The following is a 17,754-nucleotide window of genomic DNA, read 5'->3' as shown; positions in this document are numbered from 1 at the left end:
CGTCAGTCCGTGGGCCCGGTGGTCGTGAGAGCGACCACCGGGCCGAGGACGAAGACGGCGGGTGGGCGGATGTCCGCACGGGCGGCGACCGCGCCGATCTCGTCCAGCCGGGCGGGCACCGACCGCTGGTCGGGCTGCCCTGCGTCCTGCACGGCGAGCACCGGAGTCTCCGGGGCACGGCCGTGCTCGATCAGCACAGTCGCGATCTTGGCGATGGTGTCGACGGCCATCAGCAGCACCACGGTGCCCCGGGTGCGGGCCAGCGCCGCCCAGTCGACCAGCGAGTCGGGGTGCCCGGGTGGCAGGTGCCCGGAGACGACGGTGACGTCGTGCGCCACACCCCGGTGCGTCACCGGCACGCCGGCGAGGGCCGGGGCGGCGAAGGCGCTGCTCACCCCGGGGACCACCGTCACCGGCACACCGGCCGCCACGCAGGCCTGCACCTCCTCGTGACCGCGACCGAAGACGTACGGGTCGCCGCCCTTGAGTCGGACCACCCGTCGGCCGGCGCGGGCGTGCGACACCAGGGCCGCGTTGATCGCCTCCTGGGCCATCGACGGGCCACGGGGCACCTTGGCGGCGTCGACCACCAGCACGTCGGGGCGCAGCCCGGCGAGCAGCCCCTGCGGGGCGAGCCGGTCGACCACCACGACGTCCGCCGCGTCGAGGAGGGCCTTTCCGCGTACCGTGATCAGGTCGTCGGGCCCCGGCCCACCGCCGACCACGGCGACCGAGCCGTGGTCGTGGTGGTCGTGCCCGTGGTGATGGTGGTGGTGGCCGACCGGGTCGTCGGGGTGGTCGTGCGGGCGCTGCGGGCGGCCCACCTTGTCGGCGAAGCCGGGCATCAACACCCGGTACGCGCAGGTGTCGCAGTTCATCCGGATGTCCCCGCCCAGCGCTTCTACGTGGCGCTCCAGCACCAGGTCGGCGAGGGCGTCACAGTCGCCGATCACCCCGGCGACCCGCACGTCCAGGTCGGGGTGGGCGGCGGCGAACTCCGCCGACTGGGCGACGATCCGGTCGGGCAGCACCCCGGCGAACAGGAAGTACGGCGACACGACGATCCGCCGCGCGCCGAGCCGACGCAGCCGCTCCAGCACCGCCGGCACCGACGGCTGGGCGAGGGAGATGAACCCCGGCTCCACGCCGGCGTAGCCGCGCCCCTCCCACAGCAGCCGGGCGACCTTGGCGACCTCGGCGTTGGCGTCCGGGTCGGTGGAACCCCGGCCGATCAGCGCGACCCACGTGTCGGCCCGGTCCGCCGCGCCGGCGGGGTCCGCACCGGCCAGCACCGCGTCGATGCGCTGTTCGAGGGCGTCGTGCAGCAGCGGGTGCGGGCCGAGCGGGCGCCCGTAGCGGTAGCTCAGCCCGGGGTGACGCTGCTGCTCCCGGAACATCGCGGCGGGGATGTCGCCCTTGCCGTGTCCGGCGGCGGTGAGCACCAGCGGCAACGCCACCAGCGCCTGATGCCCGCGTGCGACGAGCGCGCCGACCGCGTCGGTCAGGGGCGGACGGGACAGCTCGATGAAGCCGCCCTCGACGTCGCCGACGTCACCGCGACGACGGACCCGCTCGACCAACGCGGCGAACTGGTCGACCCCGGCCGCGCTGCGCGTACCGTGCCCGACGATGACCAATCCGGTCATGACTTCTCCTCGACGTAGAGCAGGGCGTTGAGGGCGGCGGCGGCGACCGCCGAACCGCCCTTCTCGCCCACGTTGGACACTCCGGGCAGACCGCTGGCCCGCAGCGCCGCCTTCGACTCGGCGGCACCCACGAAACCGACCGGCAGGCCGATGACCAGCGCGGGCGCGGCGTCCAGGGTGAGCAGTTCGACGAGCGCGGTCGGCGCGCAGCCGACCACCCAGACCGCACCCGGGCCGACCCGGGCCAGCGCGATCCGCACGGCCGCCGCCGACCGGGTGATCCCGGCCGAGCGGCCCAGCTCGGCGGCGGCCGGCTCGGCCACCGGGCAGACCAGGTCCAGGCCGGCCCGGGTGATCCCGGCGGCGACCATCGCCACGTCGGTGACCACCGGCGCGCCGCCGCGCAGCGCCGCCAGCCCCGACTCCAGCGCGGCCTCGTCGCAGACCAACTCGTCGACGTACGCGAGGTCGGCGCTGGCGTGCACCACCCGCTCGGTCACCGCGCGGCTCAGCGGCGGCAGGTGCGACAGGTCGACCCGCTCGCGCAGGATGCGGTACGACTCGACCTCGATCGGGTGCACGACCCGGCTCATCGGGCTCCTCCAAAAGGGTCGGGCTCGGCGACGCGGATCGCGTCGACCGGGCAGATCTCCAGGCACTCCAGGCAGCCGGTGCAGCGGTCGGCGCGGACCGTCAGGCCACCGGCGACCGGCCGGATCGCGTGCGTGGGGCAGGTGAGCAGGCAGGCGCCGCAGCCCTGGCAGGCGCCGATCGTCACGATCGCCACCGGTACCCCCGGGGCGTGACCATCCGGCCGGCGACCAGCCTCGTGTCGCTGCTGCCGACCACCACGACGCTGTACATGTCGACCACGGTCGGGTCCAGGGTGCCCAGGGTCGCCAGGTGCACCCGTTCACCGGGGCGGCTGGCGTTGCGCACCACACCGACCGGGGTGTCCGGTGGCCGGTGCGCGGCGAGGATGCCGAGCGCCTTGCCGAGCTGCCAGTCACGTGCCCGGCTGCGCGGGTTGTAGAACAGCGTCACGAAGTCCCCCTCGGCTGCTGCGGTCACCCGCCGCTCGATGACCTCCCACGGAGTGTGCAGATCGGACAGGCTCAGATAGGCGTGATCGTGACCGAGCGGGGCGCCGAGCAGCGCGCCGGCGGCCAGCGCGGCGGTCACCCCGGGCACCCCCACCACGTCGATGCGTTCGTCGGCGTACTCCAGGGCAGGGCTGGCCATCGCGTACACCCCGGCGTCGCCGGAGCCAATCAGCGCGACGGCCCGGCCGGCGGTGGCCTCGGCGACGGCGGCGCGGGCCCGCGCCTCCTCCGCGCCCAGCCCACTGGAGAGCACCCGGGTGCCCGGACGGAGCACGTCGCGGACCTGGTCGAGGTACTGATCCAGGCCGACCACCACGGCGGCGCGACGCAGCTCGGCCACCGCGCGGGGGGTGCGCAGGTCGGCGGCGCCCGGCCCGAGCCCCACGACGGCCAGCCGGCCGCGCGGCGCATGCCGGGCCACCGCCACGGTGGCCATCGCCGTCGCGGTCTTTCCCACCAGCAGCGTGGCGTCGCCCGGACTGCCCGCCGGGCCGAGCAGCGCCGCGGCCTCCGCCACGCTCGGTGTGCCGACCGCGGCGCGGACCACCTCGCTGGGGTGCGGCACGTCGACCGCCGCCAGCCGCGTCGCCGGCCAGGTCACCAGGGGTACGCCGATCGCGTCGGCGGTGCTGAGGATGCCCGCCTCGTCGGCCTTGACGTCGGCGCTGGCCAGGCAGCGCAGGCTCGCCGGGCTGAGGCCGGCCTCGGCCAGCACCCGGTGCAGCAGCTCCGTCACCTCGGCGGCGGGTACGCCCCGACTCGCGCCCACGCCGGCGACCAGTGACGGCGGCCTCAGCACGGCGGTCCGCTCGTCCAGCGGCACCACCCGGTCGGTGACCAGCAGCCGGTAGGCCACGGTGTTGCCGGTGGACTCTGCGTAAACGTTCGGGGGTAGTGCGGGCAGCGGCCACTGGGCGTCGGCGATCAGGTGGACCGGCTCGCCGTCCAGGATGGCCCGGGACACCGCGGCAACTGCGCCCTGCACCGGCCAACCGAGGGTGTCCAGCCCCGGCAGGCCGACCGCGTCGGTGGCGGTGGTGATCACCGGTCGGGCGTCCAGCAGTGCGCCGACCTGCTCGGCGAGGTCATTGCCGCCGCCAGCGTGCCCGCCGAGCAGCGCCACGGCGTGCCGAGCAGCCTCGTCGACGACCACCACGGCCGGGTCGCTGCGCTTGTCGGCGAGCAGCGGTGCGAGGATTCGCACCACCGCGCCGGTGGCCAGGAACGCGACCACCGCGTCACACCCCGCCCAGGCGCTCCGCAGCGCGTCGGCCACGGTCTCCCCCTCGATCAGCCGCGCGTGCGGCCACGCTGCGGTAACGATGTGGGCGTGCCGTCGGCCGGCGACGGTGGCCGCCACCAGGCCGATCCGGGCAGACGGGTTCTGGTCGTTCACGGGCGCTCCCCGGTGAGGACGACCACCGGGTTGGTGGCCGCGAGGCGGATCGACCCGCCGGGCAGGTCGGCGAGGCGGGCGGCGGAGAGCTGACTGCCCTCGACCGTGTAGCCGGCGGCGCGCAGCAGGCCCACGGCCGGCGCGACCCGGTCCAGGGCGGCCAGGGTGACCACCACCCGCTCGGGCTGGCGGGCCACCACGGCGGCGAGGACGTCGGCACCGCCACCGCCGACGAAGACCGCGTCCGGCTCGGGCAGACCGGCCAGCGCCTCCGGGGCTCGCCCGGTGACGAGCCGGACATCCACGGCGTGGGCGGTGGCGTTGGCCCGGATGGTCGCGCCGGCACGGGGGTCCTGCTCGACGGCGAGCACGGCCGCGCCGAGCAGCGCGCACTCGATGCCGACCGAGCCGCTGCCCGCACCGACGTCCCACATCAGCCGGCCCAGTCGTGGTCGCAGCCGGGCGACGACGAGGGCGCGCACCTCCGACTTGGTGATCATTGAGTCGCGGTGGGCGTACCGGGTCTCCGGCAGCGCCCAACCGCCGACCGGCGCGGCAGCCGGCTGATTGTCGGAGCGCAGGCCGCCGGGCGTGCCCCCATCGGCGTTGAGGCTGAGCAGGACGTGCGGGTCGGACCAGGTCTCGGCGGCGGCCTGCTCGGGGGTCACCTCGCGGATCCGTTCGGCGTCGGTGCCCAGGTGCTCGGCGATCAGCAGGCGGCGGGACCATCCGATCAGGCCCGCGCCCAGCTCGGCGGCACCCGCGCCGGGCGCGGTGAGCACCGCGACCAGCGGCAACGCCCGGCAGGCGTTCAGGGCCGGTCCCGGGTCGCGCCCGTGCGCGGTGACCACGGCGGCACCGTCCCAGGGCAGCCCGGCGCGGGCGAACGCGGCGGCCACACTGGACACCGCCGGCACCACCCGCAGCGGCAGCCCGGCCGCGCGCAGCCGCCGGACGATGCCGAACAGGCCCGGATCCCCGCTGGCCAGCACCACGGCCGGCACCCCGGCGGCGACGGCGTCGGCCAGCCGGTGCAGGGCGGGGGCGAGCGGTCCGAGGGCGACGGTGTCCGTGCCGGCCGGTACGGGCACCGCGGCCAGGTGTCGGGCGGCCCCGACGATCAGCCCGGCGGCGGCCAGCACCGGCGCGAGCACGGGGTGCGGCGGTGCGCCGGCGGCGTCCAGCCCGACCACGGTCACGCCGGTCACCGGAGCCACCAGCTCCATCCGCGTCACCGCGGCCACCGCCCGGAAGAGGCGACGACGCGCGCTCCGGCGAAGTCGACCATCGCCACGTCCACGGTGACCGTCGGCCCCGCGAAGCGTCGCAGCACCTGGCGGACCCGCTGGCAGAGCAGGTCACCGGCCGGGGTGAGCAGCCCGGCGGCCTCCCACAGCTCGTACGCGTGCCGCCCGGTGTTCGCCTCGGTCACGGCGGCGACGAGCGACGGGTCGCCACCGGCCTCGGCGGTCACCGCGCCGAGCAGCGACAGGTCGACCCGGGAGCGCGTGTAGTGGGTCATCAGGATGCCGGCGGCGAGTTTGGCCAGCTTGCCGGCCATCCCGACGAAGACCACCCCGGTCATCGCGTCGCCCACGGCGGCGGTCAGCGCGGCACCGGTGAAGTCGCCGACCTCGACGAAGCAGACCTCGGGCAGGTCGGGCAACAGTGCACGGGCGGCCTGTTCGGTGCGCCCGCCGGTGCAGAGCACCACGGTCGGCTCGCCCTGGGCGGCCATCACGTGCACGGCCTGGACGACGCTGGCCCGCCAGGACGCGGTGGAGAAGGGACGGACGATCCCGGTGGTGCCGAGGATCGAGATCCCGCCGAGGATGCCGAGCCGCCGGTTGGTGGTCTTGCGGGCCATGATCTCGCCCCGGGGCACGCTGATCAGCACACGGACGCCGACCTCGGTGAGGTCGACCACCTCGGCCACCGCCTCGCCGATCATCCGACGCGGGGTGTCGTTGATCGCCGGGCCGCCGACCGCGAGCCCGAGGCCGGGTTTGGTGACCGTGCCGACGCCGGCACCACCGGAGAGCCGCAGACCGGGGACGTCGGTCCAGTCCACGGTGGCGGTCAGCTCGGCCCCGTGGGTGACGTCCGGGTCGTCCCCGGCGTCCTTGACGACGACCGCCTCGGCCCGGACGGGCGGGGTGCCGGTCACCTCGCAGCGTTCCACCGGGAAACGCACCCGACGCCCTGCGGGCAGACCGATCTCCACCTCCGGCTGGATCTCCCCGGTGACCAGGGCGGTGACCGCGGCCTTGGCCGCCGCCGTCGCGCAGGCGCCGGTGGTCCAGCCGGTCCGCAGCGCGGTGGGCCGGACCTTGGCGGTACGCGGCAGGTCCGGCTCCCGCAGCGGTGGCTCGGCGTACGTCATGGTGTGTGCCCCGGTGTGGCTGTCCCCCCGGTGCGGGCGCCGGCCTGGCGGCGCAGCTCGGCGCGGGCGGCCGGCTCCGCCTTGCGGAAGGTGTGGAAGTGCCCGGGGTGGTACAGGTGCGAACGGGTGCCCTCGGCTTCGAGGGCCGGTCCGACCAGGAACAGGGTGTGCTTCCACAGCCGGTGCTGCTTGACCGTCGCCTCCAGGGTGCCGACGGTGCAGCGCACGACCAGTTCGTCGGGCCAGGTCGCCTGGTACGCCACCACGGCCGGGGTGTCCTCCGGGTAGCCGCCGGCCAGCAGCTCGGCCTGCACCTGCCCGGAGCGGGCGGCGGAGAGGAACAGCGCCATGGTGGTGCCGTGCCGGGCGAAGTCACGGACCCGCTCGCCGGGCGGCATCGGGGTCTTACCGCCTTCGAGGCGGGTGAGGATCACCGACTGGGCGACCTCGGGCACGGTCAGTTCCCGCCCGACGATCGCCGCGACGGCGGTGAACGAGGAGACCCCGGGCACGATCTCGACGGCCAGGCCGAGCGCCCGGCACAGGTCCAGCTGCTCCTGCACCGCACCCCACAGCGCCGGGTCGCCGGAGTGGATCCGGGCCACGGTCAGCCTCTGCTCGGCGGCCCGCTCGTAGAGCGGCAGCACCCCCTCGATGGGCAGCTGCGACGAGTCGACGATCTCCGCGCCGGGGTGGGCGTGGTCGAGCACGTCGGCGTGCACCAGGCTGGCCGCCCAGATCACGATGTCCGCCTCGGCGATCACCCGGGCGGCCCGCAGGGTCAGCAGGTCCGCCGCACCGGGGCCGGCACCGACGAACCACACCTTGCCGTCGCTGGTCACAGTTTTCCTCCTCGGTGGTCGCGGCGGGCCGGGACCAGCAGCGTCGACAGGTACGGCAGGTCGTGCGCGGTGTCGTCGACCGGGCCGATCCGTTCACCGGGCAGCCCCAGGCTGCGCCCGAGCACCGCGTCGGAAAGCCGGCCCTGTCGGCGCAGCTCGGCGAGCAGCTCCGGGTGCCGCCGCCAGCCCTTGTAGACGACCACGGTGCCCGGCCCGGCCAACGCGTCGGCGAACAGCGCCAGCCCGGCGGTGGCCGGCAGCAGGGTCAGCGGCTCGCGTCCCTCGCAGAGCGGGGTGCCACTGCGCGCGGCCAGCTCCTGCATGGCGGTGACGCCGGGCACGGTCGCCACCCGCACCGCCGGGCGCAGGGCCCGGACGCTCTGCGCCAGATAGCCGAAGGTGGAGTAGACGTTCGGATCGCCGATGGTCGCGAAAACCAGGGACCGTGCGCCCGCGTGGATCGCCTCGACGACCACCCGGGCCGCGTCGTCCCAGGCCGCCGCCCGGCGGGCGGTCACCCCACCCCGGTCGTCCAGGGCGAACGGCAGCCGGCGCAGCCGGTCCGCCGCGACGTATTCCCGCACGGTTCGCTCGGCCCGCCCGGCGTCCACGCCCGGCGTCGCCGGACCGGCTGTCGCGGTGGTCTCGACCCGGTCCGCCATCACCGGTACGAAGACCAGGTCGGCCTCGCGCAGCACCCGCACCGCCTTGACGGTGAGCAGTTCCGGGTCACCCGGGCCGACACCCACCCCGGTCAGCGCGGCGTCGGCGTTCATCGGCACGCCTCGACCAGCCGACGGGCCGCGTCGGGGTGACCGGCCCAGTGGGTGTGCAGGTAGGAGGCGTGCACCCCGCCGGTGACGAAGCCGTGTGCCGCGTCGTCCCAGCGCCACGCCGGCCGGTCGCCGTGCTGAGGGTCGGTGGTGGTGCGGTGGAACTCGTGGCCGCGTACCGGCTGGCCGGCGAGGGCCAGCGGGGAATCGGTGACCGCCACGGCCTCGCGGTAGCCGAGGGTGAGCCGGCTGGTCATCCGGGCGGTCAGGTCCAGCCGGCCGCACATCGGTACGCCGTCCAGGGATCGCCCGAGGTAGAGCAGCCCGGCGCACTCGGCCACGATCGGCCCGTCGAAGTCGGCCAGCTCGGCGCGGAGCCCCGCGTTGCTGGCCAGCGCCTCCGCGTACGCCTCGGGGAACCCGCCGCCGATCACCATCGCGCGGGTGCCGGTGGGCAGCGCCGGGTCGCGCAGCGGGTCGACGGTGACCACGTCCGCGCCGGCCGCGACGAGCAGTTCGGCGGTCTCCGCGTACGAGAAGGTGAAGGCCGGACCACCGGCGAGCGCGACACGCGGCCGCTCGGTGCCGGCCGGCCCGCCGACGGCGGTGACCGGGTCCCACGCCGGGGTGGTCAGCGGTGGGGCGGTGCGGGCCAGGTCGAGCACGGCGTCGAGGTCCACGGTGGCCTCGACCAGTTCGGCGAGGGCGGCAACGATCGCGAGGGACTCGGGTGCCCGCTCGGCGACCGGGACCAACCCGAGGTGCCGGGACGGCGCGGCCACCTCGGCGGCGCGGGTGACCGCCCCGAGCACCGGTACGCCCACCTCGGCGAGGGCGTCGCGCAGCAGTCTCTCGTGTCGGGGTGAGCCGACCCGGTTGAGGATCACGCCGCCGATCCGTACCGCCGGGTCGAACGCGGCCATGCCCAGCGTCAGCGCGGCGGCCGAGCGACCCTGCGCGGTGGTGTCCAACACCAGCAGCACGGGTGCGTCGATCAGCCGGGCGACGTGTGCGGTGGAGGCGTAGTCGCGGCGGCCGACCGCGCCGTCGTGCAGGCCCATGACGCCCTCCACCACGGCGATGTCGGCGGGTGTCGGGACGCTCGCGCCGTGCCGCAGCAGCGGGGCGATCCGTTCGGCCCCGACCAGGAACGGGTCGAGGTTGCGGCCGGCCCGGCTGGCGGCGAGGGCGTGGTAGCCGGGGTCGATGTAGTCCGGGCCGACCTTGTGCGGGCTGACTGTCAGGCCGCGACGGCGCAGCGCGGCGAGCAGCCCGGTGGCGATGGTCGTCTTGCCGTGGCCGCTGGCCGGCGCGGCGACAACCACCCGGGGCAGCGGCCACGGCTCGGCAGGGGTGCTCACCACTCGATGCCCTTCTGGCCCTTCTGGCCGGTGTCCATCGGGTGCTTGACCTTGGTCAGCTCGGCGACCAGGTCGGCGGCGGCGACCAGGCGCGGGTCGGCGTTCCGGCCGGTGATGACCACGTGTTGGAAGCCGGGTCGGTCGACCAGGGTGGCGACCACCTCGTCGACGTCCACCCAGCCCCATTTCATCGGGTAGGTGAACTCGTCCAGCACGTACAGCCCGTAGCGCTCGGTGGCCAGGTCACGTTGGATCTGCCGCCAGCCCTCCAGGGCGTCGGCGGCGTGGTCGGCGTCGCCGCCGCGCTGGATCCACGACCAGCCCTCGCCCATCTTGTGCCAGGCCACGGGTGCACCCTGGCCGGTACGCTCGTGCACCTCGCCGAGCGCCCGGAAGGCGTTCTCCTCCCCCACCCGCCACTTGGCGCTCTTGACGAACTGGAACACCCCGACCGGCAGACCGGCCGTCCAGGCCCGCAACGCCAACCCGAAGGCGGCGGTCGACTTCCCCTTCATCTGTCCGGTGTGGACCATCAACAGTGGCCGACGACGCCGCTGCCGGGTAGTCAACCCGTCATCAGGCACCACGCTCGGCTGTCCCTGCGGCATCAGCAGTCTCCCCTGCTCGGCTTGCTGGAAGGGCCGGTCGAGATCTTGGAAGGAAGCTGCCCCTGGAAGGGCCGTTTCCTTCCAAGATCTCCGCGGACTGGTGGTTGGGAGTGCAGCAAGGGGTTGGCGGCGACGTTGTCGAGTCGGTGGTAGGGGGCGCGCAGTTGACGTGCCAGACGGTTGGCCAGGTTCAGGCGGACGGGACCAGATTCGCAGTCGATCACCACGCAGGCGGCGCCCGTTGCGGCCAGCACTGCCGCCGCTCCCGCCGCCCGATCCAGCGGGCGATTGCCCGCCGTGGCCCGGCCGTCGGTGACGATGAGGACCAGGGGTCGCCGCCTTGGGTCGCGCAGGCGCTCCACACGCAGCAGGTCGGCGGCGGCGAGCAGCCCCTCGGCCAGCGGCGTACGCCCGCCGGTGGGCAACTCGGCCAGCCGGGTCGAGGCGGCCAGCACCGAGGAGGTGGCCGGCAGCAACGTTCGCGCGCCGGCACCCCGGAAGGCGATCACCGCGACCTTGTCCCGCCGCTGGTACGCATCGGTGAGCAGGGCGAGCACCGCGTCCTTCACGGCGCTCATCCGCTGCCGGGCACCCATCGAGCCGCTCGCGTCCACCACGAACAGCACCAGGTTGCCCTCGCGCCCCTCCCGGACCGCCTCGCGCACGTCGTCCGGACGCAGCCGCAGAGGGCCGGTCAGCCGCCCCCGAGAGGACTGGTGCGGCGCGGCGGCACGAACCGTCGCCGGCAGGTGCAGCGCCCCGACCCGGCCCGTCGGCACCCGGGCCCCGGTGGTGCGGCCCCGCCCGGTGCGGGCACGCGAACGCCGGCCAGGCACCCCGTCACCCACACCGGGCGCGGTGAGCACCCGCGCCGTCAACCCACCTCGGGGTACGGCCACCGGCTGCCCCTCCCCGCCGCTGCCCCGCCCACGGGGAAGGTCGTCGTCACCGGTCGTCGCTTCCCGACCGCCGTGCGCACCCTCGTTCTGCCGGTCGCCGCTTCGGTTGTCCGACGGGCCCTGCGACCACCCGCCGTCGTCAGGACCGCTCGGCCCCTCGGTGCGCCCGTCGGGGCCGGCGTCGTCACGGGCCGTCGAGTGCCAGGCCGAACCGGGTGCACCCTGGTCGACACCGTCGCCGCCGCTCCCGCCGTCCCGGCCACCACCGCCAGCCGGGCCGCCGCCGTCCGGGCCGCCGCCAGCCGGGCCGCCGCCGTCCGGGCCGCCGCCAGCCGGGCCGCCGCCAGCCGGGCCGCCGCCAGCCGGGCCGCCGCCAGCCGGGCCACGGCCGCCGGGGCCACCTCCGTCGGGACCGCCGCTGCCGTTGGGACCGCTGCCGTCATCGGGGCCGCGGTCGTCGTCCGGGTCGTCGGGGTGCGCGTCCTGGGCGCGCTGCAACGCCTCGTCGAGGCGCTTCTCGTCCAGCCCCGGGGTGTCGAAGGGGTCGCGGCGACGGCGGTGCGGCAGGGCGAGCCGGGCGGCGACCCGGACGTCCTCGATGGTGACCCGGTCCCGGCCGTGCCAGGCGGCGTGGGCGAGGGCGGTACGAGCGGTGACGATGTCGGCACGCATCCCGTCCACGTCGAACGCGGCGCACACCTCGGCGATCTGCCGCAGCGCGGCGTCCGGGAGTCGTACCCCGGGAAGCCGGTGGCGTGCGGCGGCCACCTGGCCGGCGATCTGTGCATCGGCGTCGGCCCAGCGGGCGGCGAACCCGGCCGGGTCGGCATCGGCGGCGAGCCGGCGGCGAACCACCTCGACCCGGACCGCCGGGTCGCGGCTGGCGCCCACCTCCACGGTGAGCCCGAACCGGTCGAGCAACTGCGGGCGCAGCTCCCCCTCCTCCGGGTTCATCGTGCCGACCAGCAGGAACCGGGCGGCGTGACTGACCGAGACGCCCTCCCGCTCGACGTGGCTGCGACCCATCGCCGCCGCGTCGAGCAGCAGGTCGACGAGGTGGTCGTGCAGGAGGTTGACCTCGTCGACGTAGAGCACGCCCCGGTGCGCGGCAGCGAGCAGGCCCGGTTCGAAGGCGCGTACGCCCTCGCCGAGGGCCTTCTCCAGGTCCAGTGAGCCGACCACGCGGTCCTCGGCGGCACCGACCGGCAGCTCCACCAGCCGCGCCGGGCGGGTCTCCGCAGCGGGGTCGGCCGGATGCGGTCCGTCCGGGCAGGCCGGGTCCGGCTCGGCCGGGTCACAGCCGAAGCGACAACCGGCGACCCGGGGTACGGGGGGCAGCAGCGCGGCTAGGGCCCGTACGGCCGTCGACTTGGCGGTGCCCTTCTCCCCGCGGACCAGCACCCCGCCGATCGCCGGGGACACCGCGTTGAGCAGCAGCGCCAGCCGCATGTCGGCCATGCCGAGCACAGCACTGAACGGGTACGTGGTCACTGTGCCTCCTTCATTCGCGACTGCGGGGCTCGCAAACCCGGCTCACTCCTCGCGCTCATGCCCGGTCCTCCAGGTCGCCCTCGCTGGCCAGGTACGTGTCACGGAGCCGGTCGAGGGTGGCGGGCTCGGGTTTGGCCCACAACCCCCGGTCGGCGGCCTCCAACAGCCGCTCGGTGATGCCGCGCAGCGCCCACGGGTTGGACTGCTCCAGGAACTCCCGGGTGGTCTCGTCGAAGAGGTACGCGGCGGCCAGGTGCTCGTACATCCAGTCGTCGACCACGCCGGCGGTGGCGTCGTAGCCGAACAGGTAGTCCACGGTGGCGGCCAGCTCGAACGCGCCCTTGTAGCCGTGCCGGCGCATCGCGGCGATCCACTTCGGGTTGACCACCCGGGCCCGGAACACCCGCCGGGTCTCCTCGCCCAGCGTGCGGGTACGCACGTCGTGCGGCATCGCCGAGTCACCCACGTACGCCTGCGGTGACGTGCCGGTGAGGTGACGGACCATCGCCACCATCCCACCGTGGTACTGGAAGTAGTCGTCGGAGTCGACGATGTCGTGCTCGCGGGTGTCCTGGTTCTTCACCGCCACCGCGATCCGGGCGAAGGAGCGTTCCATGTCGGCGCGCGCCTCCCGCCCGTCCAGGCCCCGGCCGTAGGCGTAGCCGCCCCACACCGCGTACACCTCGGCCAGGTCGGCGTCGCTGCGCCACGTCCGGGCGTCGATGAGGGGCAGCAGGCCCGCGCCGTACGCCCCGGGCTTGGAGCCGAAGATCCGGGCGGTGGCCCGCCGCTCGTCGCCGTGCTCGGCGAGGTCGGCGGCGACGTGCGCTCGCAGGTAGTTCTCCTCGTCCGGCTCGTCCAGGGCGGCGACCCGCCGGACTGCGTCGTCGAGCAGCGCCACGACGTGCGGGAACGCGTCGCGGAAGAAGCCGGAGATGCGCACGGTGACGTCGACGCGGGGCCTGCCCAGTTCGGCGGTGGGCACCACCTCGATGCCGGTGACGCGCCGCGACCGGTCGTCCCAGACCGGGCGGCAGCCCAGCAGCGCGAGCACCTCGGCGATGTCGTCGCCCTGGGTCCGCATGGCGCTGGTGCCCCACACGGTCAAACCCACCGAGCGGGGGTACGCCCCGGTGTCGGCGAGGTGCCGGGCCAGCAGCGAGTCGGCGAGGGCGACCCCGACGTCCCAGGCGTTGCGGCTGGGAATGGCCTTGGGGTCGACGGAGTAGAAGTTGCGGCCGGTGGGCAGGACGTTGACCAGGCCCCGGGTGGGTGAGCCGGACGGGCCGGGCGGCACGAACCGCCCGTCGAGCGCGCCGAGGGTGTTCCTCAGCTCGTCGGTGGTCCGGTCCAGCCGGGGCACCAGCTCGGTGGCGGCGAAACGCAGCACTGCGGCGACGTCCGGGATCGGCTGGCCGGTGACCTCTTCGACCACGGCGTCGACGGTCTCGGCGTCCCAGTCGAGCGTCTCCATGCCGATGACCAACCGCCGGGCGAGGGCCTCGATCAGGTCGATGGCGTCGGCGGCGGTGCTGGCCGGCCCGTCCACCACATCGGTCAGCGCCGTTGGCAGCGCCAGTCGCTGGCCCGGTGACGCGAGCAGCGCCTGCTCGTCGAGCCCGTAAACGACGGCGAGGGCCTGCCGCAGGCCGGGCAGGGCCCGGGCACCACCCCAGATCTGCGGGGCGCGCAGCACCGCGAGGACCAGGTTGACCCGTGGCTCCCCGGTGGGCGCGTCGGCGAGGATGTGCAGCCCGTCGCGGATCTGCACGTCCTTGACCTCGCAGAGGTACCCGTCGAGGTGCAGCACGAAGTCGTCGAAGTCGTCCGCGTCGGGCATCGCCTCGGCGTGCAGGTCGTGGTGCAGCTCGGCGGCGCGTACCAGATCCCAGATCTGGGCCCGCACGGTCGGCACCTTGGCAGGGTCGAGGGCCTGCACGGTGGCGTACTCGTCGAGCAGTTGCTCCAGTTTGGCCAGGTCGCCGTAGGTTTCGGCGCGGGCCATCGGCGGCACGAGGTGGTCGATCACCACGGCGTGCGCCCGCCGCTTGGCCTGGGTGCCCTCGCCGGGGTCGTTGACGATGAACGGGTAGACCAGCGGCAGGTCGCCGAGGACCGCGTCGGGTGCGCAGTCGGCGGCGAGGCCGAGGCCCTTGCCGGGCAACCACTCCAGGGTGCCGTGCTTGCCCAGGTGCACCACGGCGTCCGCGCCGAAGCCGCCGTCGGCGACCGGTGCTGCCAACCAGCGGTACGCGGCCAGGTAGTGGTGGCTGGGCGGCAGGTCCGGGTCGTGGTAGATGGCGATCGGGTTCTCCCCGAAGCCGCGCGGCGGCTGGATCAGCAGCACCACGTTGCCGAAGCGAAGCCCGGCGAGCGCGATGTCCCCGCCCTCGGTGTAGAGCTCGCCCGGCGGCTCACCCCAGTGCTCCCGCATCCGCTCGCGCAGCTCTGCCGGGACCTGGTCGAACCAGCGCCGGTACGTCTGCCCGGGCACCCGGGCCTCGGCCGCGGCCAACTGCTCCGGGGTGAGCCACTCCACGTCGTGACCGCCAGCGGCGATCAGCGCGTGGATCAGCGCGTCACCGTCGTCGGGCAGCGGCGCGTCGCCCAGGTGGTAGCCGGCGTCGGCGAGCGCGGCGAACAGCCGGACCGCCGAGACCGGGGTGTCCAGCCCGACGGCGTTGCCGACCCGGGAGTGCTTGGTGGGGTACGAGCTGAGCACCACGGCGATCCGCTTGTCGGCGTTGGGTACGTACCGCAGCCGGGCGTGGCGCACCGCGATCCCGGCGACCCGCGCGGCCCGCTCCTCGTCGGCGGCGTAGACCGAGAGCCCGTCCGCGTCGATCTGCTTGAACGAGAACGGCACGGTGACGATCCGGCCGTCGAATTCGGGGATGGCCACCTGCATCGCCGCGTCCAACGGGGACAGTCCGGCGTCACTGCGGGCCCACTGCGCACGGGTGCTGGTCAGGCAGAGCGCCTGGATGATCGGCACGTCCAGGGCGGCCAGCGCTCCGACGTCCCAGGCGTCGGAGTCACCGCCTCCGGAGGCGTCCGCGGCGACCGCGCCGCCAGCCGCGAGCACAGTGACCAGCAGCGCGTCGCAGCGGGCGAAGAGCCCGAGCGGACCTGCGCCCCCGGTCAGCCCCCGCAGCGAGCCGCAGAAGATGGGCAGCGGGTTGCCGCCGGCCGCCCGCACCGCCTCGGCCAGCACGTCGACGAAACCGGTGTTGCCGGCCAGCGCGTGCGCCCGGTAGAAGACGATCCCCACAGTGGGCCGGCCCGGTTCGGCCGGGTGCTCGCCGTGCACGCCGTACGCCGGGGTGGGTGCGGGTGGGGCGAAGCCCTCGCCGGTGAGCAGCACCGTGTCGGAGAGGAACCGGGCCAGCTGCCCGAGGTTGTCGGGCCCGCCCTCGACCAGATACGCCAGCGCCTGGGTGACGACCCCGGACGGCACGGTGGAGATGGCCATCAGCTCGGCGTCGGGTAGCGCCTCGCCGCCGAGCACGACCGTCGGCACGCCGGTGGCGAGCACCACCGCGAGGCCGTCCGGCCACGCCTGACGACCCCCGAGCAGGCGTACGACGACGAGGTCGACCCCGTCGAGCAGGGCGGGGACCTCGTCGGCGGGGACCCGCGCGGGGTTGGCCAGCCGGTAGTCGGCGTCGCTGGCGCGGGCGGCCAGCAGGTCGGTGTCGGCGGTGGAGAGCAGCAGGATGCGCACGGCAGGCTCCGAGAGATGACGCCCTGGTCACCACGGGGGTGACCGGGACGATGCGAGTGGGCGCGGCGTCAGCCGGTACGACGGCCGGGCGGACGACTCACCGACGCGGGCGTCGGGGACGGTCAGCGCCGGGCGGTCAGCTCAGCGGTATCGGTGGCCGACTCGGCCGGCTCGGAGCACACCGACGCGGCCGGTTCGGAGCATGCGGGTGCCGCCGGTCGCGGGCACGGCGAAGCGCCCACCGTGCGGTTCATGACGATGCTCGTCGATGAATGAGACGCCGTGCGTCATCGGGTCCTCCTCGGGTGTCCACGCCCTGGGGTACGTCCCGACGGCCGAAGTATCCTGGCTTCCGGATCGACGCTCTCCCCCGGCCTTCCAACCGCAGACACACGGCCGTGACTCACGAGGGGGGATCGCTCCCCGGTGACAGTGGCGGGACCGCGTCGGATTCACACCGACTTCCTTCACTGCCGTCAGGCCGCGAATGCTGCCACACCGCCGCGCCGCCGGTCAACGCCGACCCCGACACCGTCGGGTGGGTGCAATTCATCGAGGTTTGACGATTGGCTCGCGGGTGAAAACCAGGATCGCAATGCCCTGGGTCAATGCGGCCGATCCTTTGCTCTGCTTCACCCGACGCAACAGTGCCGACGTCTATTCGGTGCACCCGCGTAAGCAGAACGAAGCGCCCGCACGCATGCCCTGGCCTGCCCCGATCACCCGGCGGGACAGTGGCTCCCGGCCCCGGCACCTAGGATCGGTGATCGCCGGACCAGCGTCGGCCATCAATCTCGGGGGTCGATCACCATCGTCGCCATGCAGTTCCGTCACCTCGCCGGCCAGGTCTGGCTCTGCCCAGGCGATCCGGATCCGGACGCGGTCCAGGCCGGCGTCGCGGTGGTCGCCGACGAGCGCGGCAGTGTGATGATCGACGCCGGGCAGAGCCCCGCGCACGCCGCCGAGATCCGGGCCGCGCTCGCCGACGCCGGGCTGCCGGAGCCGCGCTGGCTGGTCTACACCCACCATCACTGGGACCACGTCTGGGGCGCCTGCGCCTGGCCCGAGGTGGAGATCATCGGGCACGAGGCGGCCGTGCCGCTGCTACGCGCCGAGGCCGCTCGGCCGTGGAGTCACCGTTACCTGCGCGAGCAGGTACGCGCCGACCCGCGCCTCGGCCCGAGCTTTCGCGCCCGGGCACTCGCCATGGACTCGTGGGACGACTTCGCCATTCTGCCGCCCACCCGGACGTTCACCGACGCGGACGAGGTGCCGGTCGGGGTGCGGCTGCGCCACGTCGGCGGCGGGCACGCACCGGACTCGACCGTGGTGCTGGTGCCCGACTCAGGGGTCATGCTGCTGGGTGACTGCTTCTACCCGCCGCCGGCACACCTGCGCCGACCCGAGGACGGCCTCGACCTGGCGCTGGTCCGGCGACTGCTCGATGACGAGTACGGCTGGTACGTCTCCAGCCACGCCGAGCCGATGACGCTGGAGCAGGCCCACTCAGCCGTCGACGACGCCTGAG

The 17,754-nt window shown here is 74.7% G+C and carries 12 protein-coding genes, 1 pseudogene and 1 riboswitch; of the genes and pseudogenes, 1 reads left to right on the top strand and 12 read right to left on the bottom strand.

Annotation, left to right across the window (positions count from 1 at the left end):
• Positions 1 to 2 precede the first annotated feature (2 nt).
• From cobA to cobN, 12 genes and pseudogenes are all read right to left on the bottom strand, one after another.
• Positions 3 to 1,646 (bottom strand): uroporphyrinogen-III C-methyltransferase, encoded by a 1,644-nt coding sequence (cobA, locus tag ABZS37_RS21235; RefSeq protein WP_355171366.1) that lies wholly within the window; start codon positions 1,644 to 1,646, stop codon positions 3 to 5.
• The gene (locus ABZS37_RS21230) at positions 1,643 to 2,239 is read right to left on the bottom strand and encodes a precorrin-8X methylmutase (protein ID WP_355171364.1); all 597 of its coding nucleotides are present in this window, start codon (positions 2,237 to 2,239) and stop codon (positions 1,643 to 1,645) included. Before ABZS37_RS21230 ends, cobA begins: the two co-directional genes overlap by 4 nt.
• Complete coding sequence (locus tag ABZS37_RS21225; protein ID WP_355171362.1) at positions 2,236 to 2,433, bottom strand: 4Fe-4S binding protein; 198 nt, start codon at positions 2,431 to 2,433, stop codon at positions 2,236 to 2,238. Before ABZS37_RS21225 ends, ABZS37_RS21230 begins: the two co-directional genes overlap by 4 nt.
• A complete protein-coding gene (gene cobJ / locus ABZS37_RS21220; protein WP_355171360.1) occupies positions 2,421 to 4,145 on the bottom strand; it encodes a precorrin-3B C(17)-methyltransferase in 1,725 nt (574 codons plus the stop codon). Before cobJ ends, ABZS37_RS21225 begins: the two co-directional genes overlap by 13 nt.
• Positions 4,142 to 5,371, bottom strand: a complete 1,230-nt coding sequence (gene cbiE / locus ABZS37_RS21215) for a precorrin-6y C5,15-methyltransferase (decarboxylating) subunit CbiE (RefSeq protein ID WP_355171453.1) — start codon at positions 5,369 to 5,371, stop codon at positions 4,142 to 4,144. Before cbiE ends, cobJ begins: the two co-directional genes overlap by 4 nt.
• A 5-nt stretch (positions 5,372 to 5,376) precedes the next feature.
• A complete protein-coding gene (locus ABZS37_RS21210; RefSeq protein WP_355171358.1) occupies positions 5,377 to 6,528 on the bottom strand; it encodes a cobalt-precorrin-5B (C(1))-methyltransferase in 1,152 nt (383 codons plus the stop codon).
• Positions 6,525 to 7,370 carry a precorrin-4 C(11)-methyltransferase gene (gene cobM / locus ABZS37_RS21205; RefSeq protein ID WP_355171356.1) on the bottom strand — a complete coding sequence of 282 codons (846 nt, stop codon included), beginning with the start codon at positions 7,368 to 7,370 and terminating at the stop codon, positions 6,525 to 6,527. The genes ABZS37_RS21210 and cobM overlap by 4 nt, the downstream gene beginning before the upstream one ends.
• Complete coding sequence (cobI, locus tag ABZS37_RS21200) at positions 7,367 to 8,146, bottom strand: precorrin-2 C(20)-methyltransferase (protein WP_355171354.1); 780 nt, start codon at positions 8,144 to 8,146, stop codon at positions 7,367 to 7,369. Before cobI ends, cobM begins: the two co-directional genes overlap by 4 nt.
• Complete coding sequence (locus ABZS37_RS21195; protein WP_355171352.1) at positions 8,143 to 9,507, bottom strand: cobyrinate a,c-diamide synthase; 1,365 nt, start codon at positions 9,505 to 9,507, stop codon at positions 8,143 to 8,145. The genes cobI and ABZS37_RS21195 overlap by 4 nt, the downstream gene beginning before the upstream one ends.
• Positions 9,501 to 10,112, bottom strand: a complete 612-nt coding sequence (cobO, locus tag ABZS37_RS21190) for a cob(I)yrinic acid a,c-diamide adenosyltransferase (protein ID WP_355171350.1) — start codon at positions 10,110 to 10,112, stop codon at positions 9,501 to 9,503. Before cobO ends, ABZS37_RS21195 begins: the two co-directional genes overlap by 7 nt.
• A gap of 140 nt (positions 10,113 to 10,252) precedes the next feature.
• Positions 10,253 to 12,561, bottom strand: a pseudogene (locus ABZS37_RS21185) (VWA domain-containing protein); the annotation flags it as partial.
• Entirely contained in the window at positions 12,558 to 16,226 is a 3,669-nt protein-coding gene (gene cobN / locus ABZS37_RS21180; protein ID WP_355171348.1) for a cobaltochelatase subunit CobN, read from the bottom strand. The pseudogene ABZS37_RS21185 and the gene cobN, both read right to left, overlap by 4 nt.
• 338 nt (positions 16,227 to 16,564) lie before the next feature.
• A riboswitch (cobalamin riboswitch) is annotated at positions 16,565 to 16,694 on the bottom strand.
• Positions 16,695 to 17,045: 351 nt separating this feature from the next.
• On the opposite strand from cobN, the gene ABZS37_RS21175 reads away from it, so the two are divergent.
• Complete coding sequence (locus tag ABZS37_RS21175) at positions 17,046 to 17,753, top strand: MBL fold metallo-hydrolase (protein ID WP_355171346.1); 708 nt, start codon at positions 17,046 to 17,048, stop codon at positions 17,751 to 17,753.
• Position 17,754: the final 1 nt, after the last annotated feature.

Source organism: Micromonospora sp. NPDC005413 (assembly GCF_040606435.1).
GTDB lineage: Bacteria > Actinomycetota > Actinomycetes > Mycobacteriales > Micromonosporaceae > Micromonospora.
The sequence above is the reverse complement of the archived record's forward strand: the minus strand, read 5'-3'. Positions and strand labels throughout refer to the sequence as shown.